The following is a 20,767-nucleotide window of genomic DNA, read 5'->3' on the forward strand; positions in this document are numbered from 1 at the left end:
CATGCCGAAAGAGATTCGGCTCAACGCCTTCGACATGAACAGCGTCGGCCACATCCAGCACGGGATGTGGTCACACCCACGCGATCAATCGCCCCGCTACACGGATATCGAATATTGGCAGCATTTGGCGCGGACGGCCGAGCGCGGCCTGTTCGATGCGATCTTCCTTGCGGATATCATCGGCGTTTATGACGTCTATGGCGGCTCGCCAGCAGCCTCGATCCGGGGCGCGGTGCAAATTCCCATCAATGATCCGTTGCTTGTCGTGCCGGTCATGGCGGCGGTGACCCGGAACATCGGCTTCGGCGTGACGTCGAACGCGACCTACGAGACGCCTTATTTGTTCGCCCGCCGCCTGTCGACGCTCGATCACCTCACTAAGGGCAGGGCGGGCTGGAACATCGTCACCGGCTATCTCGACAGTGCCGCGCGGGCGATGGGGCTGGATCGGCAGCTCGAGCACGACGACCGCTATGATCTCGCCGACGAATACATGGAAGCCATCTACAAACTCCTCGAAGGGAGTTGGGAGGACGACGCGGTTCTCGCGGACCGCGTTAACCGCATCTATGCGGATCCGGCGAAGGTCCACGCGATCGATCATATCGGGCGGCGTCACCGCATCAATGCCGTCCATCTCAGCGAACCCTCGCCGCAGCGCACGCCGGTCCTGTTCCAGGCTGGCGTCTCGACCCGTGGCCGGGCTTTCGCGGCCCGGCACGCAGAGTGCATCTTTCTGGCGACCTCGACCAAGGACAACGTGCGCGCGCTCGTCAAGGACGTCAGGGCGCAAGCGATCAAGAACGGCCGCAACCCTGAAGATATCGTCGTCTTCGCAAGTCGTGCGGTCGTGGTCGGGCGTACGCGCAAGGAGGCGGAAGAGAAATTCGCCGACTACAAGTCTTACGGCAGCGTCGAAGGAGCGCTCGCGCATTTCGCAAGTTCCGTCGGGATCGACTACGCGAAGGAGGATATCGATGCGCCGCTCCGGCACGAGCACACCAACTCGATGCAGTCGATTTTGGAAGCATTGACCACGCGTTCAAGCGAGCAATGGACGCTGCGAAAGTTGCTCGGCGAGATGGGGCTCGGCAGCCGGACAAAGCCGTTCGTGGGGTCGGCGGAAGAGGTGGCGGACGAGTTGCAGAACTGGGTCGAGGAGACCGGGATCGACGGTTTCAATCTCAGCCGGGTCGTGACGCCGGAAGGATTGGAGGATTTCGTCGATCTGGTCGTACCGATCCTGCAGGAGCGCGGCGTCTACAAGACTTCGTATCGCGAGGGGACTCTGCGGCAAAAACTGTTCGGCGGATCAGCGCGTTTGCCGGAGACCCACATCGGGGCGTCCTATCGGTATCGTCGCGAAATCGACGTCGGCGACGAACGGACGCCGCCACTGCCTGCAACTATCGCGTAACTCCTGAGGGTAAATGAAGAGGGGAGACTTTCATGAAGAGCGGTATTGGAATCGACGATCGTAATCGGCGCTCCTTGCTTGCGATGGCCGCGGCGAGCGCCCTGTTCGCTCTTGGGTTCGCTCGAGCGGGCGAGGCCGCCGAGCCGCTCAAAGTCGGCACATCGGGCGGTCCGATTGCCGATATCATCCAGTTTGCCGCTGCGCGTGCGAAGGAGCAGGGCCTCGACGTCAGGGTGGTCGAGTTTTCCGACTGGGTGACGCCGAACGAGGCGCTGCAGAGCGGGGATATCGACGCCAATCTGTTCCAGCATACGCCTTTCCTCAACAACGCCATCGCGACGCGCAGCTATACCTTCACGGCGATCGCGCCGACCTATGTGCTTCCGGTCGGCCTCTATTCGAAGAAAATCAGCAAGCTCAGCGAGGTTCATCCGGGCACGCGGGTTGCGGTGGCCAACGACCCCGTCAACGAAGCGCGCGGATTGCTGCTGTTTGAGAAGGCCGGGCTGATCAAGTTGCGCGAGGGAGCAGGCGAAAAGGCCAACATTCGCGACATCGTCGAAAACCCCAAGAACCTGAAGTTCCTGGAGATCGAGGCGCCGCAGCTTCCGCGGGTGCTCGACGATGTCGAACTCGCGCAGGTCAGCATCAATTATCTGATCGCCTCAGGCGGCGATCCCGAAAGCCTCCTGATCGCCGACGGGTTTGGCGATCCGCGTTACGCGCTGCAGTTCGTGGCGCGGACCGACAGGAAGGACGATCCGCGGCTGCTGCGCTTCGTCTCCATCTATCGCTCGCCCGACGTGAAAGACTACATCACCAAGAAATACGGCCGCTTCATCGTGCCGGTATGGTGATAGTTGCGGCTCGCCATGCTGCGGGCTCCCTCACTTTTCTGACCTCGGAGAAATGATGCGTCATCTTGCTATACTCGTTGCCGCCGCTCTTACGCTCGTCGGCGCCGTCCACGCCGAGACCCTTCGGGTCGGCGTGACGGCGGGTCCGCATGCCGAGATCATGGACGTCGTCAGGAAGAGCGCCGCCGAACGCGGGCTCGACATCAAGGTCGTCGAGTTCACAGATTACGTCATTCCAAACCAGGCACTCGCGCTTGGCGATCTCGAGGCCAATTCGTTTCAGCACGAGCCTTATCTGAAGAACCAGATTTCGAAGACCGGCTGGAAGATCGTCAAGGTCGCTACTACCATCGCTTCGCCCCAGGGCGTCTATTCGCTGAAATACAAGACGCTCGGCGAACTTCCGGAAGGCGCGCGGGTTGCGATCGCGAATGATCCTTCGAACGGCGCGCGCGGCTTGATGATCCTGGCCCTGCACGGCGCGATCAAGTTGAAGGACCCGAACGACATCGCGTCCACGATAGCCGATATCACCGACAATCCGAAGAAATTGAGATTTGTCGAGCTGGACGCCGCCCAGCTTCCACGCGCATTGCAGGATGTCGATCTGGTGTCGATCAACAACAACTATGCGGTGCAAGCCGGCCTCAACCCAGCCGTCGATGCCATCGCACGCGAGGCGGCCAGCGGCCCCTGGGTCAATATCCTGGCTGTCCGCGCAGAGGATAAGGACAAGCCCTGGGTCGCTCAGCTCATTGATGCCTATCACTCGCAGCCGGTGAAGGACTTTCTCGAGAAGCGCTTCAAGGGCACCTACATCGCGACGTGGTGAGATCGTTTTGGACTGCACCGCCATCGTCTCTTCGATCATACGATGGTTGAAGCAACATTTGCTCCTCGGCTGGAGGTCATAGTGGAACGCAGAGAGTTCTTGAGATTGTCGCTGGCGGGCGCTGCGGGCGTCGCGCTGTCACCGGTAGTACGCGCCGAGGATCATCCGAAGGTAATCCGCATCTGCACACAGAAAGGGGGGTTCTTTTTCCCGGCGGTAAAGCAACGGCATACAGTCGAGGATGCGTTCAAGCCACTCGGCGTGGACGTGCAATGGATCGATTTCCAGTTTGGCCCGCCGCTGCTGGAGGCGATCAATGTCGGCAGTGTTGACTTCGGTTATGTCGGCGACGCGCCGCCAATCTTCGCGCAGGCTGCGACCGCCGGGATACGGTACGCCGCCGCGGTGAAGCAGGGAGGCGGCACACAGGCGGTCGTTGTACGCAAGGAGTCGCCGATCAAGTCGCTGTCCGATCTCAAAGGCAAGCGCATAGCCTTCGGCAAGGGGTCAAGCGCGCATAATCTTTTGGTCGCGACGCTTGAGAAGGCAGGGATCGCCTGGAGCGACATCCAGCCGATCCCACTCGCACCGGCCGATGCGACCGCGGCCTTTGCTCAGGGCGCGGTCGATGCCTGGGCGATCTGGGACCCCTATCTTGCTCTGGCGGAGCTGAAGGGTGATGCGCGCGTGCTCGTGTTTGCCAAGGACATCCACCAACCCAATGCCTTCGTCATCGTGCGCGCCGATTTCGTCGACAGATATCCCTCCGTTGTGACGCGCCTCAACGACGTCTTCGCTTCCGAGGGCATCTGGGCCAACGCACATCATGAAGAGGTCGCGCAGGCGCAGGCGACGGCGACCGGCGTCGATATCGAAGCCATCAGGCGTTTCGTCGCGCGATCCAACTATACCGTTGTTCCGGTCGACGAGGACATCATCAGGATCCAACAGTCTGTGGCCGACCGCTTTGCACGCCTCGGATTGATCCCGAAACCGGTCAGGGTCGCCGATATCGTCTGGAAATGGACACCCGGATCGTAGCCAGCGACGTTCAGGGGCCGCCAAAACGATTGCTCCGTCCTGCGTTCCCCAGCGACGGACAGTCATGTTTTCAAGCTATGGCTTCACGTTGTTGAAGGCTGGGGCCGATCCAGCTGCATTGAATTATCCTGGCGGCAGCACCGTTTCCCATATTCAACAGCATCCATTTGGCTAACCTATCAGCCCACTTATCTATCGATTTTTCGATTTCTCTGTAATCCTTGCCGGTTTTGGCCTCCAAAAGCAGGGGCTAATTCGGCGAGATGGTCGTCGGCGCTGTCGGATGCCGTGGAAGTGCTGGAGCCGCCACGCCAGCAAACCGTGTCTGCATCCAGAGCGGCATCCTGTTCAGACGTCATCTGACCCGGTCCTTCGGCTTGACAAGTCGTCGCCTTGGGCAAATGGTGAGATTGTGCTGGTTCCTGTCCCACGACAGGCGAAGAGGGAATGCGATAAGGCTCAAATCGGAAGATTTGGGTTAGCAGCCGCCCCCGCGACCGTGACCGGAGAGATGCCCGAGGCCACTGATCCCTGATGGGATTGGGAAGGCGGGAATTCGAAGGACAATGTCCTACTCCGCAAGCCGGGAGACCTGCCAGCGCAACGTTTGAGACCGCCGGACTGGGTGTTCCGCGACGGGGACGCGAGCTTTCCATCGGATTGGTTCGCACCTCATCGCCTCCCTCTGTCTATCCTGGATGGGGTGATGACTGTCACACTTCACACTGCCTGTCGTGCCCGACAGGCGCCGACAGAAAAGCAGATTGCGCCCGGCGAGCGCCTGCATGTGGCCGTTCTCGGCGTTAGTGTGCTGGAAGCCGTCAACGTCGATCTCGTCGAATGCTCGTCTGCGTGCAGCCAGGCCTGCTTGGTCGCATTGAGTGCGCCGGAGCAAAGGTCACATATGTACGACCGCCTTTGGCGGACGCGCCGCAATTGGATTGCACCCGCGCTGCGGCAGGTCTCATGAGCGCGGTCGCGATCAAAGGTTGGTGCCCCGGCGCACTTCGGCCGATGTTATCAGGCGATGGGCTCGTTGTCCGTGTGCGTCCGCATGGCGGTAGGCTCGACGCAAGGCAGGGCGCCGATATTGCTGATCTCGCCGAGTGCTACGGTAATGGCCTGATCGATCTGACCACCCGCGCCAATATTCAGATCCGTGGCGTGAGTAATGATGGCTATTTGCCATTGCTCGACGGGCTCGCGCAGTCGGGATTCCTCGACCCCGATCCAGAGACCGAGGGACGGCGGAACGTCCTGGTGACGCCGTTCTGGTGTACTGGCGACGGCACCTGCTCGCTTGCCGCTGAGCTCGAGCGTGCACTCACCGACAGTGTCCTCGACCTCCCGGCCAAATTCGGCTTTGCGATCGATGACGGGAAGGCGCGCGTTCTTGCGACAGCCTCGGCTGACGTGCGGATTGAGCGCGATCTTGAGGGCGAGCTTATCGTGCGCGCTGATGGCGCGGAATTCGGGCGTTCCGTTGCGCGAAGTGACGCTGTGACGCTCGCGCTCGCGCTTGCCGAATGGTTCATCGCGTCGGGCGGAGCCGGGAGCGGACGGGGGCGCATGGCAGCGCATATCCGCTCTGGCGTGCGGCTGCCGGAAGCTCTGCGAGGGGATGCCGAACCTGCACGTGCGAGGGCCGCATCGCTGCCCGGTCTATATTCACAGGGCGTGCTGGTCGGCGCCGTGTTCGGGCAACTGACTCATTCGACACTACGCGATCTTGCCGGTCGCGCGCAGGCGTTCCGCACGACGCCATGGCGCATGATGCTGGCAGAGGGGCTGCGCGAGATTCCACAATCGCCGGATCTCGTCGTACGGCCCGACGATCCGGCGCTTCGCATCGTTGCTTGCAGCGGCGCGCCGCGATGCCGAGATGCACATGCCGAGACGCGCCCGCTTGCGGCAGCACTCGCGCCGCACATTGCGCCCGGCGCGCGGCTTCACGTTTCCGGTTGCGCCAAGGGCTGCGCCCATTCCGGTTCGGCGTCGATCACGCTGGTTGCAACCAGAGACGGTTTTGATCTCATCCGTGACGGCTCGACGCGGGATATGCCTGTCCGCCACAATCTAAGCGGCGCAAGCATCATCGAAGATCCCTCCGTCTTGGCGAGGATGCGCTGATGTCGCACATCTACCAAACCGACGGTGCGGCGATCTATCAACAATCCTTCGCTACTATCCGTTCTGAGGCGGACCTCCGCCGTTTCACGCCCGACGAGGAACCAGTGGTGGTGCGCATGATCCATGCGGCCGGCATGGTGGGGCTCGAAGGTCATGTTCGTATTACGCGCGGCATGGTGGCGGCTGCGCGTGCCGCATTGCAGAAGGGTGCGCCGATTCTCTGCGATGCGAGGATGGTGTCCGAGGGAATTACCCGCGCACGACTGCCGGCCGGCAATGCCGTCATCTGCACGCTCGGTGACCCCGCCGTTCCAGCGCTCGCGCAGTCCATGCATAACACCCGCTCCGCCGCCGCGGTCGAGCTGTGGTGGCCGCACCTGGAGGGCGCGATTGTTGCAATCGGCAATGCGCCGACCGCGCTGTTTCATCTTCTTAATATGCTGGAGGACTCCGACTGTCCGAGGCCGGCCGCGATCATCGGTTGTCCGGTCGGCTTCGTCGGTGCGGCTGAATCCAAGGCTGCATTGATGGCCGATCCGCCCGCGCCGGCGCTGACAGTCGAAGGGCGGCTTGGCGGTTCGGCGATCACCGCCGCCGCCGTGAACGCACTGGCGAGCCGGAGCGAGTAACGATGGGCCGTATCATTTGCTGCGGGCTCGGGCCAGGCAATCCGGACTTGATGAGCGTGCGCGCTGATCGCGAGGTGCGCGCGGCGAAACACGTCGCCTATTTCCGCAAGAAGGGGCGTCTGGGCCAGGCACGCCGCATTGTCGAGGGAATGCTGGCGGCGGACGTCTGCGAATACCCAATGGAATACCCCGTTACGACGGAGATCGCGTTCGACAGTCCGGATTATATCCGATTGCTCGCGGGCTTTTACGACGAATGGGCAGAGCGCCTCGCGCGCATTGCGCGCGCGGTCGATGTCGTCGTGCTTTGTGAGGGCGATCCTTACTTCTACGGCTCTTTCATGCACCTGCACGCCCGATTGCAGAAGCGGATCGAAATCGAGGTGATCGCCGGGATTCCGGGCATGGCGGGCTGCTGGAATTCGGTCGGCCAGCCGATCGCGCTTGGTGACGACGTAACGACGATCTTGATGGGCACGCTGGCAGAGGATGAGTTGGAGCGGCGGATGCGAAATTCCGACGCGCTCGTGGTCATGAAGACCGGCCGCAATCTACAAAAAGTGCGCCGCGCGCTCGCCTCTGCCGGTCGTTTGAACGACGCGTGGCTGGTGGAGCGCGGGACGATGCCGGGGGAGCGCCTTGCCCGGCTGATCGATGTCGATGGGTCGGATTGTCCATATTTCGCGATAGTGCTGGTGCACGGGCGAGGGCGGCGCATGGAGGCCGCCGAGTGATGGGAACGCTGGCCATCGCGGGACTTGGGCCCGGCGACGAGGCACTCGTGACGCCTGAGGTGTCGGCTGCGCTCGCGGCGGCGACCGACATCGTGGGCTATGCAGCTTACGTCGCCCGTGTGCGCCCACGTGACGGCCTGACACTGCACCCATCGGACAATCGCGTCGAATTGCAGCGAGCAAGCGAAGCCCTGCAGCTTGCATCCGAAGGACGGCAGGTCGTGGTGGTCTCGTCGGGGGATCCCGGTGTCTTTGCGATGGCGTCAGCCGTGTTCGAGGCGCTCGAGCTGCAGCCACAATGGGCGAAACTTGATATCCGCGTTCTCCCAGGCGTGACAGCGATGCTGGCTGCGGCCGCCCGTGCCGGTGCCCCGCTCGGCCATGATTTTTGCGCGATCAATCTTTCCGACAATCTGAAGCCCTGGCCCTTGATCGAGAAGCGCCTGCGGCTCGCCGCTGAAGCCGACTTTGCGATTGCAATCTACAATCCGCGCTCGTCAAGTCGACCGGAGGCATTCGGTCGTGCGCTGGATATCCTGAACCGGGCAGGCTGCGGCGAACGCATCGTGATCTTCGCACGCGCTGTCAGCGCGCCCGATGAGAGGATTGAAACGGTAAGGCTCTGCGAGTCGAGGCCGGAAATGGCCGACATGCGGACGCTTGTGATCGTCGGCAATTCGGCAACGCGGCGGGTTGGCCGCTGGGTCTATGCACCGAGGCATGCCCGGTGACCGAGCCGCTGTATGACCTCGTCCACGCTTTCCACCCGCAACCGGTCGGGCAATTTCGGTCGCAACAGCATGATAACTGGAAGGCCGAGCACTCGCGCGGCCTCGATCTTGGCGTGCGCGCCATCTCCGCCGGAATTGCGGGCGACGATCCATTCGATGCCGCGCGCCCGCATCATCTCCAGTTCGCTGTCCAGCGTGAACGGTCCGCGCGACACGATGACGTCGGCATCAAAGGGCAATGTGCCTTCGGGCGGATCGACAAACCGCAGGGTATAGGCGTGCTGCGGCCGCGCCCCAAAGGGCGTGATGTGCTGCCGGCCGATTGCGAGCAACACGTGCGCGCCGGTCTCCGGCAACGCCTCGACTGCGGACGCGATATCCGCCACCTCGATCCAATGATCGCCGGAAACCTGGGCCCATGGCGCGCGCTCAAGGGCGATCAACGGCGTTTCGGTTGCCGCGCAAGCCGCAACCGCGTTGCGGCTTATTTCGGCTGCGAAGGGATGCGTCGCGTCGACGACATGGGTGATTTTTTCTCGACGAATGTAGTCGGCAAGGCCGGTCGGTCCACCGAAGCCGCCGATGCGGGTCGGCAGCGGCTGGCTTGCTGGCGTTCGGGTGCGTCCACCGTAAGAATAGATCGCGTCAAGCTCTGCGCGTGCCATCGCCTTGGCAAGCAGATTGGCGTCCGCCGTTCCACCCAGAATGAGCGCGCGCGTCATGGCTAGTCCCTGGTTGACCATCATCGGCATCGGCGAAGATGGCCTCGCTGGCCTGTCCGAGGCAAGCCGAAAAGCGCTGGCCGAAGCCGAAACGATCTTTGGCGGCGAACGCCATCTTGCGCTGGCCGGCGTTGTCGACCGCGGCCGCCCGTGGCCCGTGCCTTTCGATATGGCCGGCGTGTTGAGTTGTCGCGGCCGTCCCACGGCGGTGCTCGCCTCGGGCGATCCTTTCTGGCATGGCGTCGGCGGAACGCTCGCGGAGAAGCTCGAGGCCGGCGAGTGGATCGCGCATTCGGCACCCTCGACATTCTCGCTTGCAGCGTCGCGGCTGGGCTGGCGTCTCGAAGCCGTCGCCTGTCTTGGGCTCCACGCCGCGCCGGTCGAGCGTTTGGTCCCGCATCTGGTGGACAGGGCACGAATTATCGTCCTCGTGCGCGACGGGCAGGCGAGCGGCGATCTCGCGAAATGGTTGACGGACCGTGGCTGGGGCAGGTCATCGATCTGGAGCCTCTCGGCACTCGGAGGCCCGCGCGAACGTATCAGTCACCATCGTGTCGATAGCTACACGGCAGAACTCGACGACGGTCTCGTAGCGATTGCGCTGGAGGCGCGGGGGCCGCGCGGGCTCGCGCGCAGCTCGGGCCTGTCGGACGATCTCTTTGTACATGATGGTCAGATCACCAAGCGGCCGGTGCGCGCGCTTGCTCTGTCGGCGCTTGCTCCACGACCTGGCGAAACATTGTGGGATATCGGCGCGGGTTCCGGTTCGATCTCTGTCGAATGGGCCCTGTGCGGAGGAACGGCCATTGCGATCGAGGCCGCGGAAAATCGAGCTACGAATATCCGCAGCAATGCGTCGGCCTTCGGTCTGGCGCATCGGATCACCGTCATGCAAGGTACAGCTCCGGACATCCTCTCGGGGCTCGAGGCGCCAGATGCGGTGTTCGTCGGTGGTGGCCTCAACGCTGCAATGTTCGATGCCATCTGGTCGCGCCTGGAGATGGGCACACGGCTGGTTGCGCATGCCGTGACACTGGAGACCGAGGCGCTGTTCGCAGATCTGCATCGGCAACACGGCGGCCAACTGATGCGCGTCGAGATCGCTCACGCGGACTCACTGGGACGGTATCGATCCTGGGTGGCGGCGCGGCCGGTCGTACAGTGGAGTGCGGTCAGATGAAGGTCGCCGGCTTTGGTTTCAGGTGCAATGTCACGCTCGCTTCGTTGCGTGAAGCACTTGCCGGCGCCGATGGGCTCGCGGTCATTGCGACCGTGAGTGAAAAGGCGGAGGAGGAGGCGCTGAAGCTGCTGGCGCGTGAGCTGGATCTGCCGATCAGGGCCGTTCCGGCCAATATTCTGGCTGGCATTGCGACGTCGACCCGGTCCGAACGCATCATGGAAAAATTCGGCACAGGTTCACTCGCCGAAGCAACGGCACTCGCGAGCGCCGGTCCCAATGCGCGCCTGATTTCGACGCGGGCAACTTCGCAGGATCGGACGGCCACCGCGGCAATCGCGGAAGGAGACGGTGAATGACAGTGCACTTCATCGGTGCGGGCCCTGGCGCCGCAGATCTGCTCACCTTGCGCGGGCGTGACCTGATTGCGGCCTGTCCCGTCTGCCTTTACGCAGGCTCGCTCGTGCCGGAGGGTGTTCTTGCGCATTGCAAGCCCGGCGCGCGCATCGTCAACACCGCGCCGCTATCGCTCGATGAGATCATAGCCGAGATGGCCGCCGCGCATGCGGATGGCAAGGACGTTGCGCGCCTGCATTCCGGCGATCTCTCGATCTGGTCAGCGATGGGAGAGCAGTTGCGCCGCCTGCGCGCACTCAATATCCCCTATGAGATCACGCCGGGCGTGCCGGCTTTCTCGGCCGCCGCCGCAGCACTCGAGGCTGAACTTACATTGCCCGGGCTTGCGCAATCCGTAGTGCTGACACGCACGCCAGGTCGGGCGAGCGCGATGCCGGAGGGCGAGAAGCTCGCGGCCTTTGCTGCGACTGGTGCGGTGCTTGCGATCCACTTGTCGATCCATAAGCTCGATAAGGTCATCGCCGAACTTACGCCGCACTACGGCGCCGACTGCCCGGTCGCGATCGTCTGGCGCGCAAGCTGGCCAGACCAACGCATCTTCCGTGCAACGCTTGGCACGCTCGACACCGCCGTTGGCACCACGCTTGAACGAACCGCGGTCATTTTGGTCGGCCGGACATTGGGCTCGGACGAGTTCGCGGAGAGTCGCCTCTACGCAGCCGACTATGATCGCCGCTACCGTCCGGTCGGAGCCTCATCACCCTTTCCTGAGGCGTCGTGATGGCGGCGGGCCTCATCATCTCGGCGCCCGCCTCCGGTGCTGGCAAGACAACGCTGACTCTGGCGCTCGCGCGTGCCTATCGCGATCGCGGATTGCGCGTGCAGTGCTTCAAGAGCGGACCTGACTATATCGATCCCGGTTTTCACGCAGCCGCCACAGGGCGTGCGTCTGTCAATATCGATAGCTGGGCGATGGATCGCGAGATGATTGCGCGCCTCGTCAGCCGCGGAGCGGACGCTGATATCGTGCTTGCTGAGGGATCGATGGGCCTGTTCGACGGCGTTGCCGTGCGCGGTGTCCTGGGGACCGGCGCGACGGCCGACATCGCCGAGATGATGGACTGGCCAGTGCTGCTCGTCATTGATGTCTCCGGCCAGGCGCAGACGGCCGCCGCGATCGTTACGGGATTGCGCAACTTCCGCAAGGGCGTGCGGCTCGCCGGCGTCGTTCTCAACCGAGTAGGAAGCGCGCGGCATAAGGACCTCGTCCGAGGCGCCATGACGGACGCCGGTATCGTCGTGTTCGGTGCACTGCCGCGCCATGCCCAGATCAGCTTGCCGAGCCGGCATCTCGGCTTGGTGCCGGCGGAGGAGCAGGCGGAGGTGGGCGGTCTGATTGCCGAATCCGCGCGAGTCGTAACCGAGCATGTCGATCTGGATGCGGTGCTACAATCCGCCAGTGCCTGGTCGCCGCCATCCACCCCTTGCAGTCTCAAGATCACACCACCCGGTCAGCGCATTGCGCTCGCGCGCGACGCCGCATTCTCCTTCTTCTATCCGCACATGCTCGAAGCCTGGCGGGCTGCGGGCGCGGAGATTTCGACTTTTTCACCGCTTGCCGACGAAGGACCGGACGCGAATGCTGACATTTGCTGGTTGCCCGGCGGGTATCCCGAACTGCACGCCGGCCGGATCTCGGCGAACATGCGATTTAGGGCGGCGCTGCGGGCTTTCGCCGAGACGCGGCCGGTGCATGGCGAGTGCGGAGGCTATATGGTGCTGGGCACTGCCTTGACCGACGCCGAGGGCGCACGCCACGAGATGGTCAATCTGCTCGGCCTTGAGACGAGCTTTGCCAAACGTCGCCTGCATCTGGGCTACCGAATCGCCGAGCTCGCCGCTCCTATGCTGAGGCATCCGGCCAGCGCGCGCCTGCGAGGTCATGAGTTTCACTATTCCACGATCGTTGCACAACCTGACGCACCGCTCGCCATTGTGCGCGACGCCGCCGGCGCGATCGTCGCCGAGACGGGCTCGCGGCGCGGTCAAGCAACAGGTACCTTCTTCCATCTAATTGCAGAGGACCGGTGAGCGGATTCGTGTCCTTCGTTTCGGCCGGACCTGGCGATCCAGAGCTCCTGACGCTCAAAGGCGCCGCCCGGCTGCGCCATGCCAACGTGGTGCTCTATGACGATTTGGCCTCGGGCGCGATCCTGGATCTCGCGCATCCGGACGCCAGTCTTGTTGCAATCGGCAAGCGCGCGGGTCGCCCCTCAACCAAGCAAGACCATGTCAATCGGCTGCTGGTCGACTACGCCGCGACGGGCGCACGTGTGGTCCGCCTGAAATCGGGAGACGCAGGCATCTTCGGTCGGCTCGAGGAGGAGATCGAGGCGCTGCGTGCCGCGGACATCGGTTATGAGATCATTCCGGGCGTGACGTCGGCGTGCGTCGCCGCAGCGCAGGCGGGTATTCCATTGACCCGGCGGCGCACCTCGCGCCGGGTGCAATTCGTGACCGGCGCCGACGTCAGCGGTGAATTGCCTGCGAACTTGAATTGGGCGGCGCTCGCCGATCCGGATGCGACGACCGTTGTCTACATGGGCCGGCGTACATTTCCATCCTTGGCTGCCAAGCTGGTCGAGCATGGCCTTCCGCCCGACACGCCTGCGCTGTTCGCCGAATCTCTGGGGGGCGCCGATGAGCGGCTCGTCCGCACCACAATCGCCGTGCTCGCCGAGCAGCTTGCACGAGGGATTGCCGCAACTCCGACGACAGTTATTTTGTTCGGCGCGCTGGCGGAGCAATATCCGCCGTGATCTTGCTATCAGCTTTCGCTTGCTTCGCTTTGGCGTGGAGGCAGTTTTCGGCACCGGGGCCATCAATGACCGCAGGAAGGACTTAAGGCCATGCATATCGAACCCGAGATCGTGACGGGCGCAAAACTCGTGTTGAGCGGTCGCTGCGACCGCCCCTCATCCACGGCATGCTGACGCTCTCCCTCATAGGTATCGGCTGCGGCGATCCCGGGCAGGTTACGCTCGCGGCGATCCGCACGATCAATGCTGCCGATCTCATCCTGATTCCTCGCAAGGGAACTGCGAAGTCTGACCTCGCTGAATTGCGGCGAACGATCTGCGCGGATGTGCTGACCAACGCCAGGACACAAATCGTGGAGCTTGATCTGCCTGTACGCGACGGCGGCGAGGCCGACTACCGCAAGGGCGTCGACGATTGGCATGACGCTGTCGGCGTGACCTGGTCGCAGACGATCGCAGCCCACCTCGGCAGCACCGGGCGCGTTGCACTGCTGGTCTGGGGAGATCCCTCGCTGTTTGATTCGAGCCTACGCATTGCGCGACGGCTCGATCCATTGCCATCAATCGAAGTCATCCCCGGCATCACATCGATCCAGACACTCTGCGCAGCGCACGCGCTGCCGCTGACCGACATCGGCGAGCCCTTCCTGGTTACGACCGGACGACGGCTGCGTGAAGATGGATGGCCCGCCGGTACGGAAACCGTGGTCGTGATGCTCGATGGCGGCACCGCCTTCCAGTCTCTTGATCCCAAAGGACTTCATATCTGGTGGGGAGCCTATCTTGGCATGTCCGATCAGATCGTCATGTCCGGCGAACTGGCTGAGGTAGGCCCCCGCATCGTCGCCGCCCGCAAAGCTGCGCGTGAACGGCGCGGCTGGATCATGGACAGCTACATTCTCAAGCGCCGGTAAAATCGGAGAACCTTTGCGCGCCGGTCGGCTTGAGCCGCCGGTCGGGGGCGCGTAGGAGCGAGCATGCAAGCCCAAGCCCAAATTGACGCGCATTATCGCGAGTTGACAAATCTAAGATGGTCGGTCATCTTGAGGCTATGCCACGACATAGTGTGAAAGAGCTTATCATTGATGCCGCCGTTGGGACCCTCCATCGCAAGGGGTTCAACGCGACCAGCGTGCAGGACATCACCGACGCGGCGAAGGTGCCGAAGGGCTCCTTCTACAATCATTTCGAGAGCAAGGAGGCGCTCGCCGTGGAAGCGCTGGAGCGCTACTGGCGGGTCGTCCTGAGTCATTTGCAAGAGCTCAACGACGAAAGCAGGCCGCCGCTCGATCGGCTCAAAAGCTACTTTGAGCGCCTGAGCGGCGTCGGTCGCGACTGCGACTACGAGCGCGGCTGCATGATCGGAAACATGGGCGCCGAAATGCCCGATCAAAGTCGTTTGGTGCGGGAGCGTCTGGCCGTGATCCTGGCGGCATGGAGCCGTGCCATCGAAACATGTGTGAAGGAAGCGCAACTAAATGGATCTCTTCGCCGCGATCTTGAGCCGAAGGCTATCGCAGCCTTCTTGCTGAACTCGTGGGAAGGCGCCGTGATGCGGTCAAAGGTGGATCGCGATGACGGTGCTTTCCGGGCCTTCTTCCAGGTGGTGTTCACGAGCATTTCGTCCTAGCGCCATGTCGGCGGCAACATAGTTTTACCCCTATTCAATATGACCGGTCAGCTTGATTATATACTATGACCCAATCACTGTTTGCACCCCTGCGGGTCGGCCCTTTCCGTCTTGAACATCGCGTGCTGATGGCGCCGCTTACGCGCATGCGGGCGTCTCAGCCTGGAGATGTACCCACCGCTCTGAACGCGAAATATTATGGTCAGCGTGCGAGCAAGGGCGGGCTCATCATCTCGGAAGCTACGCAGATATCGCTGCAAGGCAAAGGCTTTCCGCGCACGCCCGGTATCCACAGCGATGAGCAGGCGGCCGGCTGGAAGTTGGTGACGGACGCGGTGCACGCGCACGGGGGCATCATCTTCCTCCAGCTCTGGCACACAGGTCGCATCTCCCATTCGAGCCATCGGCCCGACGGCACAGTGCCCGTAGCACCCTCTGCCGTGCGACCTTCAGGAAAAGCCTATGGCGCCGACTTCAAGGCCTATCCCTTCGAGATACCCCGCGCGCTGGAGCTCCATGAGATTTCCGGCGTCGTGGAACAATACAGGCAGGCGGCTACTCGAGCGAAACCCGCCGGATTTGATGGGGTCGAAGTTCACGCCGCCAATGGGTTCCTGATCGACCAGTTCCTGCAGGATCGGACGAACCGTCGAACTGATCGGTACGGAGGATCTGTCGCCAATCGTGCGCGGTTCCTGCTCGAGGTCCTGGACGCGGTGGAAAGCGTTTACGGCGCGTCGAGGGTCGGGGTCAGGCTTTCTCCCTACGGCACGCTCGGTGACATCGGCGATTCGGATCCGGTCGTACTGTTCACCTACGTGATCGAGGCACTTTCGGCCCGCGAGGGCGCGTATCTTCATTTGATCGAGCCTCGTTCGAATGCAGGACTCTCGGACGAGCAGAATCTGCATTTGCCGGATTCTGCGGCGACGTTGTTCCGTGCATCTTTCAGCGGCCCCTTGATCGCTTCGGGCGGCTTCACGAAGGACAGCGCCGAGGCGGCGATCGACGACGGCCGCGCCGATGCCGTTGCCTTCGGTCGGGCATTCATCGCCAACCCCGACTTGCCTCGTCGCCTGGCGATCGATGCACCGCTCAACGCCTATGATCGCTCGACATTCTATGGCGGCGACGAGCGCGGCTACACAGACTACCCGACGCTCGGCGAAAGCTCCGCCCGTGCCGAGGCGGCTGCGTGAATACGTTTGCTCTCAATTCCAAGCGTTGACCGCATCAGAAGGAGGATGTCATATTGCTTGCACGACGCGAACTCGTATTGGGCGCTTCCGCGATAGCCGCGGCGGGAACGCTGGCAGCGCCCGTCGCGTTGGGGCAGGTCCCCGAGGAAGTGCAGCGGACACCCGGCACGAGCTCCGATTCGCCCCGCGAAGAGAAGAACAAGCGCGTGGTCGTCGCGTTTTACAATGCTGCTCTCAACGAAAAGAATCCCGACAGAGCCCTCGGGTATGTCGGAGCTTCCTACAGACAGCACAATCCGCTGGTGGAGGAGGGACGCGAGGGGTTTCGCAGGTTTATCGAGTGGGTTCGCAGCGACCATCCGGACTCGCATAGTGAAATCAAGCGGATCTTCGCCGACGGCGACTACGTCATCATGGATGTCCACATGGTTCGGTTTCCGGGCGAGCGCGGCCTCGCGATCGGCGAGATATTCCGGCTCGAGGACGGAAAGATCGTCGAGCATTGGGACCGCATCCAACCCATTCCGGAAGCCGGAAAGAACAGCAACGGGATGTTCTGATGCCGGTTCGGTGGATGACATTCACGTTCCCTGCCATTTGCAGTCGCACCACCGCGACTGCCTCTGACGACGTACGATCGGGAGACCACAAATGAAGTTCAACGATACCGCCCCATTGCTTCCGAAGCCCGCTGGGCCCCCGCCGTGGCTGGCGAAGTTGGCTGAGGATGCCACGCTTGAAGGCGCGGTTCTCAAGCGGCCCGTCCAAGGCAGAGAGACGATCGTTGCCCTGCTGAAGGAAGCTATTCCACTATACGAGTTTCAGAACTTCACCTACCGCGGCGACGTCGGTGAGAGCTTTTTCATGGAATCCTATCGCGCGCAGATTCAGGGCGTTCCTGTCGAGTGCGCCGTTTGGGTTCACATGAATGCTGCAGGTGAAGCGGACGCAATCTTGATCAATCACCATCCACTCGATGCAGCCTTGCTCTTCTCGCGTCTGATGTGGGAGCGTGTTGGAGATCGCTACGGCGATCTATACTTGACGGGAGCGCAAGCCGCCGCGCTGGCGGCAACGCGTTAGGGGTGTTGCGAAGAGGGCACCCAATGAGCCTACGGTTGGCGGCGGCTGAACCCTCGTCACTTGGCTCCATGCAGAGGCGGCCGGCAAGGAGATTGGTGCCGGCCGACTGATGCGGACTCGCAACCCAGCGGTTCGTCGACGATGCGTTCATGGCAGCATCGATGGTCATTCGAAGAGAAATCATCACGCTCTAGGAGATCGTCCATCGTGATCTCCGCCGCTCGAAAAAGGCTGCAGAGTCGACCGGCCGGGCCGTCCTTGCCGACGCTTCGCCGGCAGCCGGTTGACATACTATCATTATAACCTCATATTGTGGTCCAATGACGATCGCAATGGGAGGAGTCAAGATGCGGGCAGTGACGCGGGGACAAGCTTGTTATCCCCACGGCAGATTGGGAGCGACGCCATCGCGAGATTGATCCGCCTCTCCCCGCGATAGACGCCAAATCCATCGACGGAAGTGCGGTTGTTCCTGGTTCGAAAGAGGTTCAGTTGAGCTGGGCCTGACGTGAACTCTCGCAGGAGCGGCGATCGCAACAAGATCATTCGATGGCGGGAACGTTTAATGCTCGTGCTGCGCCCACCGGTAAATAACAGGATCTTGAACGGTCTATCGCCGACCGATCTTGCTTGCATGCGCCCCTATCTCCGCAAGACGTTTTTCAATGAGCGCTCTGTTCTGCAACAACAGAAGAGGCGAGTCGCGGACATCGGCTTTGTGGAATCGGGTCTCGTTTCCCTGAGGAGAATTTCGAGTGACAGTATCGTCGAATTGGCCCTGGTAGGCGTGCAGGGAGTGGTAGGGATTTCCGCCCTGTTCGGGGCTGGCGAGTCTGGTCACCAGTGCGTTGCGGTGACCTCGGGCGTATCGCTCAACATTTACGTGGAGGATTTGTCGAATTTAATGGAAGAGCGGCCGCGGTTGCGAGAGCACTTTCTCCATAGCGTTCAAGTGCTGCTGATCCACTGCTCCCAAGTCGCCTTGTGCGGAATTCATCATCAGCTTACGCAGCGCCTTGCGGGCTGGCTTTGTCATGCGTCTGACGTCGCGGGCGGAACTAATATACCGGTTACCCATGATTATCTTTCGACGATGCTGGGGCTACGGCGTGCGAGCGTCACCGAAGCCCTAAGGCGATTTGAAGATGAAGGGTCGATTGTGAAAGCCCGCGGGGCGCTTCGCGTTCGAAATCGTCAACTTCTCGATCAAAGAGCATGCTCGTGCCACGCGACGATATCTGAAGCTTACCGGTTGGAACGTGAGCTTGGCTGCACTCTATTTGATGTCTCGCAAGAATAGTGCCTGCTTAGTGAAAGTTTCCAGTTCGCTTCTCCAGCGTTGGCGCGATTCGTACGTTGCGTACGAAACCTGAAGCGTTCGCGTCACACCTGAAGCTTGTCGAGCGCGAATGGTTCGCTGCGTACAAAGCTTCGCCTTCTTCACCAAAGCCTCCTTCGTCATTCTCGGGAACGTGACGAGGATGGTCTTCCTCGCGCCGCTCTGGTTGGCACGACGCTCCGCCGCTTAGTCGGAAGTGAAGGTCAAGTCAGGGTGAATGGGGGGAGGCGAGGGCATTTCCGTTGCGCGCATCGGAATCGCTCCTCGCAAGAAAACATCTTGGAGGTTTGCGTGAGGATACGCAGAACTGTGATCTTGAGTTCGACGGTGAGCCTGGTTGCAACCGCCATGGCTCACGCGGCCGATCTTCCGACGAAAGCACAGCCGGTCGAGTATGTGCGAATCTGTTCGCTCTATGGCGCGGGATTCTTCTACATTCCGGGCACCGATACCTGCATCAAGCTGGGCGGCTACCTGCGCGTCGATACCACGTTCAACGGCTTCGCCGTGCAGGACTCGCCCGCGTGGGCTGGCGATCCTGGTCAGGGCAATCGCTATCGTGACTATTTCGTCGGACGTTCGCGTATGGCGTTTACCGTCGATACGCGCACCGCAACTGAGTACGGGGTCGTCCGCACCTTCAGTCAGGCCAATTTTACGTTCGACACTTTAGGGAATGCCAGCTATAGCCCTAACGCGATCAACGGCTCATTGCCGGTCGCCAGCGCCAACTTGCTCTACACGCCGGGCGGCGGCTACGTATCCGTCGAGTACACTTTCATCCAGTTTGCCGGCTTCACCTTCGGCAAGTCTGCGTCGGCCTACGCCACGCCGTGGCATGGATACCCTGGCAACAACACGTCGTTCCTGCTCGGTGGTCATGACACAGTTACCGGGGTGAACAACATCCAGTACAGCGCGCAGTTCGGCGATGGCGTGTCGGCCACCATCGGTCTCGACGACCCGACCGTCTTCAACCGGACCGCCGTGTACAACCTGTCGACCGGCCTCAATGGCATTGGTCTGAGCGGCAATGCCTATGCCGGCGTTCGTGCTCCCGACGTTGTCGGCAACATTCGCGTCGGTCAAGCCTGGGGTCTGTTTCAGATTTCGGCCGCGGCTCACAACGTGAGCGGGTCCTACAATATCCTCAACACCGTAGCGGCGCCGGCCGGTGCTGTTGGGTTGCCGCCTGCGGCGCCGACTGCGCTGTCGGAAATCTCCGGTCACCCCCAAGACAAGTGGGGCGGCTCGGTAATGGCAGCATTACAGATCAAGAACATCCCGACCGGCGCAGGCGATGACATTAAGCTAGACGCAACTTACGCCGTGGGTGACACGAAGAACGTGATCTCTACTTCTGCCACGTCGCCGAGCTTTGCGATGTTCGGCGGCAGCAGCGTTGCTTACCAGAGTATCGGCCTCGGCGCCACGACGGACGCAGTCTACCTGCCGCCCTTGCTCGGCGGCGACGGCCAGCTGAAGCTGACCAAGGCTTTGGGCGTCCGTGGCGCGTTTAACCACAACTGGGATCCGTACTGGTCGACCAGCTTGTTCGGCAGCTATTCGGCCATCCGTTATGATGGAACCGTCGGTGATCTAAGGACGGCCAAAGGGGCCTACTGCGCGGCCTTCGGTCTCAACCACCCTGGTCAGGGCGTGACATACACCTGCGATCCGAGCTTCAATGTCTCGCAACTCGGTGTAGTTACCCGCTGGACGCCCGTCAAAAACCTGGCGTTCTCGGCGGAAGCGATATGGACGCGCCTCGACCAGAAGATGGGCGGTGTAGGTGGCGCCGCTGCCACCTCGGTCTTCGGTCCTGGCGCTCCGAAGCCGGTCGCGGCCTACGAGTTCAAGGACCAAGACACGGTCAGCTTGAACGTCCGGGTTCAGCGCAATTTCTGACGACCTACCAGCAAAGGCGGTTCTGTCAAATCTCCAAGGCCTCCGGCAATGCCCTGCCGGAGGCTCGATTTAGTCGCCCGTGAAGAAGTCTGATTTCAGCTTGGGACGAGCTGAAATCGGAGGATGAGCCTGACCAGGATTTGGTGCAACAAAAGCTCCAGC

22 protein-coding genes and 1 riboswitch are annotated in these 20,767 nt (G+C 62.0%); of the genes, 21 read left to right on the forward strand and 1 reads right to left on the reverse strand.

Annotation, left to right across the window (positions count from 1 at the left end; translation table 11 throughout):
* Position 1 precedes the first annotated feature (1 nt).
* The 9 genes from K288_RS0132915 to cobJ all read left to right on the forward strand — a co-directional run bounded on the left by K288_RS0132915 (position 2) and on the right by cobJ (position 8,371).
* Complete coding sequence (locus K288_RS0132915) at positions 2-1,417, forward strand: LLM class flavin-dependent oxidoreductase (protein ID WP_027583376.1); 1,416 nt, start codon at positions 2-4, stop codon at positions 1,415-1,417.
* Between the two features lie 32 nt (positions 1,418-1,449).
* A complete protein-coding gene (locus K288_RS0132920; RefSeq protein ID WP_027583377.1) occupies positions 1,450-2,274 on the forward strand; it encodes a MetQ/NlpA family ABC transporter substrate-binding protein in 825 nt (274 codons plus the stop codon).
* Between the two features lie 55 nt (positions 2,275-2,329).
* Positions 2,330-3,106, forward strand: a complete 777-nt coding sequence (locus K288_RS0132925) for a MetQ/NlpA family ABC transporter substrate-binding protein (RefSeq protein ID WP_027583378.1) — start codon at positions 2,330-2,332, stop codon at positions 3,104-3,106.
* Between the two features lie 81 nt (positions 3,107-3,187).
* Positions 3,188-4,147 (forward strand): aliphatic sulfonate ABC transporter substrate-binding protein, encoded by a 960-nt coding sequence (locus K288_RS0132930; protein ID WP_043161352.1) that lies wholly within the window; start codon positions 3,188-3,190, stop codon positions 4,145-4,147.
* Between the two features lie 399 nt (positions 4,148-4,546).
* Positions 4,547-4,762: riboswitch (cobalamin riboswitch) on the forward strand.
* Between the two features lie 91 nt (positions 4,763-4,853).
* A complete protein-coding gene (locus K288_RS52800) occupies positions 4,854-5,117 on the forward strand; it encodes a DUF1636 family protein (RefSeq protein ID WP_152535775.1) in 264 nt (87 codons plus the stop codon).
* Positions 5,114-6,277, forward strand: coding sequence for a precorrin-3B synthase (gene cobG, locus K288_RS0132935; protein ID WP_027583380.1), 1,164 nt, complete (start codon positions 5,114-5,116; stop codon positions 6,275-6,277). The genes K288_RS52800 and cobG overlap by 4 nt, the downstream gene beginning before the upstream one ends.
* Complete coding sequence (locus K288_RS0132940; RefSeq protein WP_027583381.1) at positions 6,277-6,906, forward strand: precorrin-8X methylmutase; 630 nt, start codon at positions 6,277-6,279, stop codon at positions 6,904-6,906. Before cobG ends, K288_RS0132940 begins: the two co-directional genes overlap by 1 nt.
* Before the next feature lie 2 nt (positions 6,907-6,908).
* Entirely contained in the window at positions 6,909-7,640 is a 732-nt protein-coding gene (locus K288_RS0132945) for a precorrin-2 C(20)-methyltransferase (protein ID WP_027583382.1), read from the forward strand.
* Positions 7,637-8,371 (forward strand): precorrin-3B C(17)-methyltransferase, encoded by a 735-nt coding sequence (cobJ, locus tag K288_RS0132950; RefSeq protein WP_027583383.1) that lies wholly within the window; start codon positions 7,637-7,639, stop codon positions 8,369-8,371. Before K288_RS0132945 ends, cobJ begins: the two co-directional genes overlap by 4 nt.
* Here cobJ and K288_RS0132955 read toward each other — a convergent pair.
* Positions 8,347-9,093 carry a cobalt-precorrin-6A reductase gene (locus tag K288_RS0132955; protein WP_027583384.1) on the reverse strand — a complete coding sequence of 249 codons (747 nt, stop codon included), beginning with the start codon at positions 9,091-9,093 and terminating at the stop codon, positions 8,347-8,349. The genes cobJ and K288_RS0132955 overlap by 25 nt on opposite strands.
* Here K288_RS0132955 and K288_RS0132960 point away from each other — a divergent pair.
* The 12 genes from K288_RS0132960 to K288_RS0133015 all read left to right on the forward strand — a co-directional run bounded on the left by K288_RS0132960 (position 9,092) and on the right by K288_RS0133015 (position 20,605).
* Complete coding sequence (locus tag K288_RS0132960) at positions 9,092-10,273, forward strand: bifunctional cobalt-precorrin-7 (C(5))-methyltransferase/cobalt-precorrin-6B (C(15))-methyltransferase (protein WP_027583385.1); 1,182 nt, start codon at positions 9,092-9,094, stop codon at positions 10,271-10,273. The two genes, K288_RS0132955 and K288_RS0132960, sit on opposite strands and share 2 nt — an antisense overlap.
* Positions 10,270-10,629 (forward strand): cobalamin biosynthesis protein, encoded by a 360-nt coding sequence (locus K288_RS0132965; protein WP_027583386.1) that lies wholly within the window; start codon positions 10,270-10,272, stop codon positions 10,627-10,629. Before K288_RS0132960 ends, K288_RS0132965 begins: the two co-directional genes overlap by 4 nt.
* On the forward strand, positions 10,626-11,408 hold the full coding sequence (cobM, locus tag K288_RS0132970) for a precorrin-4 C(11)-methyltransferase (RefSeq protein ID WP_027583387.1): 783 nt from the start codon (positions 10,626-10,628) through the stop codon (positions 11,406-11,408). The genes K288_RS0132965 and cobM overlap by 4 nt, the downstream gene beginning before the upstream one ends.
* Positions 11,408-12,718, forward strand: coding sequence for a cobyrinate a,c-diamide synthase (locus K288_RS0132975; protein ID WP_027583388.1), 1,311 nt, complete (start codon positions 11,408-11,410; stop codon positions 12,716-12,718). The genes cobM and K288_RS0132975 overlap by 1 nt, the downstream gene beginning before the upstream one ends.
* Entirely contained in the window at positions 12,715-13,446 is a 732-nt protein-coding gene (cobA, locus tag K288_RS0132980; protein WP_027583389.1) for a uroporphyrinogen-III C-methyltransferase, read from the forward strand. The genes K288_RS0132975 and cobA overlap by 4 nt, the downstream gene beginning before the upstream one ends.
* Positions 13,447-13,613: 167 nt before the next feature.
* Positions 13,614-14,360, forward strand: a complete 747-nt coding sequence (cobF, locus tag K288_RS0132985) for a precorrin-6A synthase (deacetylating) (RefSeq protein WP_027583390.1) — start codon at positions 13,614-13,616, stop codon at positions 14,358-14,360.
* A gap of 152 nt (positions 14,361-14,512) precedes the next feature.
* Positions 14,513-15,076: a TetR/AcrR family transcriptional regulator gene (locus K288_RS0132990; protein WP_244443343.1), complete on the forward strand. Its 564-nt coding sequence runs from the start codon at positions 14,513-14,515 to the stop codon at positions 15,074-15,076.
* 65 nt (positions 15,077-15,141) lie between these two features.
* Positions 15,142-16,275, forward strand: coding sequence for an alkene reductase (locus tag K288_RS0132995; protein WP_027583392.1), 1,134 nt, complete (start codon positions 15,142-15,144; stop codon positions 16,273-16,275).
* A gap of 53 nt (positions 16,276-16,328) precedes the next feature.
* On the forward strand, positions 16,329-16,835 hold the full coding sequence (locus tag K288_RS0133000; RefSeq protein WP_043161353.1) for a nuclear transport factor 2 family protein: 507 nt from the start codon (positions 16,329-16,331) through the stop codon (positions 16,833-16,835).
* A 91-nt stretch (positions 16,836-16,926) separates the two neighbouring features.
* Complete coding sequence (locus K288_RS0133005; protein WP_027583394.1) at positions 16,927-17,358, forward strand: hypothetical protein; 432 nt, start codon at positions 16,927-16,929, stop codon at positions 17,356-17,358.
* Positions 17,359-17,923: 565 nt separating this feature from the next.
* Positions 17,924-18,658, forward strand: coding sequence for a Crp/Fnr family transcriptional regulator (locus K288_RS47240; RefSeq protein ID WP_084799885.1), 735 nt, complete (start codon positions 17,924-17,926; stop codon positions 18,656-18,658).
* Between the two features lie 387 nt (positions 18,659-19,045).
* Positions 19,046-20,605 carry a porin gene (locus K288_RS0133015; RefSeq protein ID WP_152535778.1) on the forward strand — a complete coding sequence of 520 codons (1,560 nt, stop codon included), beginning with the start codon at positions 19,046-19,048 and terminating at the stop codon, positions 20,603-20,605.
* Positions 20,606-20,767: the final 162 nt, after the last annotated feature.

Origin of the sequence: Bradyrhizobium sp. Ai1a-2, assembly GCF_000426245.1 — a bacterium.
Lineage (GTDB): Bacteria > Pseudomonadota > Alphaproteobacteria > Rhizobiales > Xanthobacteraceae > Bradyrhizobium.

What these genes read in the sequence shown, in the direction of transcription:
- K288_RS0132995 (WP_027583392.1), top strand. Translation starts at nt 15,142, where the DNA reads ATGACCCAATCACTGTTTGCACCCCTGCGGGTCGGCCCTTTCCGTCTT.
- K288_RS0132940 (WP_027583381.1), top strand. Translation starts at nt 6,277, where the DNA reads ATGTCGCACATCTACCAAACCGACGGTGCGGCGATCTATCAACAATCC.
- K288_RS0132960 (WP_027583385.1), top strand. Translation starts at nt 9,092, where the DNA reads ATGGCTAGTCCCTGGTTGACCATCATCGGCATCGGCGAAGATGGCCTC.
- K288_RS0133015 (WP_152535778.1), top strand. Translation starts at nt 19,046, where the DNA reads ATGGCTCACGCGGCCGATCTTCCGACGAAAGCACAGCCGGTCGAGTAT.
- K288_RS0132975 (WP_027583388.1), top strand. Translation starts at nt 11,408, where the DNA reads ATGGCGGCGGGCCTCATCATCTCGGCGCCCGCCTCCGGTGCTGGCAAG.
- K288_RS0132945 (WP_027583382.1), top strand. Translation starts at nt 6,909, where the DNA reads ATGGGCCGTATCATTTGCTGCGGGCTCGGGCCAGGCAATCCGGACTTG.
- cobF (WP_027583390.1), top strand. Translation starts at nt 13,614, where the DNA reads ATGCTGACGCTCTCCCTCATAGGTATCGGCTGCGGCGATCCCGGGCAG.
- K288_RS52800 (WP_152535775.1), top strand. Translation starts at nt 4,854, where the DNA reads ATGACTGTCACACTTCACACTGCCTGTCGTGCCCGACAGGCGCCGACA.
- K288_RS0132965 (WP_027583386.1), top strand. Translation starts at nt 10,270, where the DNA reads ATGAAGGTCGCCGGCTTTGGTTTCAGGTGCAATGTCACGCTCGCTTCG.
- cobG (WP_027583380.1), top strand. Translation starts at nt 5,114, where the DNA reads ATGAGCGCGGTCGCGATCAAAGGTTGGTGCCCCGGCGCACTTCGGCCG.
- cobM (WP_027583387.1), top strand. Translation starts at nt 10,626, where the DNA reads ATGACAGTGCACTTCATCGGTGCGGGCCCTGGCGCCGCAGATCTGCTC.
- K288_RS0132955 (WP_027583384.1), bottom strand. Translation starts at nt 9,093, where the DNA reads ATGACGCGCGCGCTCATTCTGGGTGGAACGGCGGACGCCAATCTGCTT.
- K288_RS0132915 (WP_027583376.1), top strand. Translation starts at nt 2, where the DNA reads ATGCCGAAAGAGATTCGGCTCAACGCCTTCGACATGAACAGCGTCGGC.
- K288_RS0132920 (WP_027583377.1), top strand. Translation starts at nt 1,450, where the DNA reads ATGAAGAGCGGTATTGGAATCGACGATCGTAATCGGCGCTCCTTGCTT.
- K288_RS0133005 (WP_027583394.1), top strand. Translation starts at nt 16,927, where the DNA reads ATGAAGTTCAACGATACCGCCCCATTGCTTCCGAAGCCCGCTGGGCCC.
- K288_RS0132925 (WP_027583378.1), top strand. Translation starts at nt 2,330, where the DNA reads ATGCGTCATCTTGCTATACTCGTTGCCGCCGCTCTTACGCTCGTCGGC.
- K288_RS47240 (WP_084799885.1), top strand. Translation starts at nt 17,924, where the DNA reads ATGCTCGTGCTGCGCCCACCGGTAAATAACAGGATCTTGAACGGTCTA.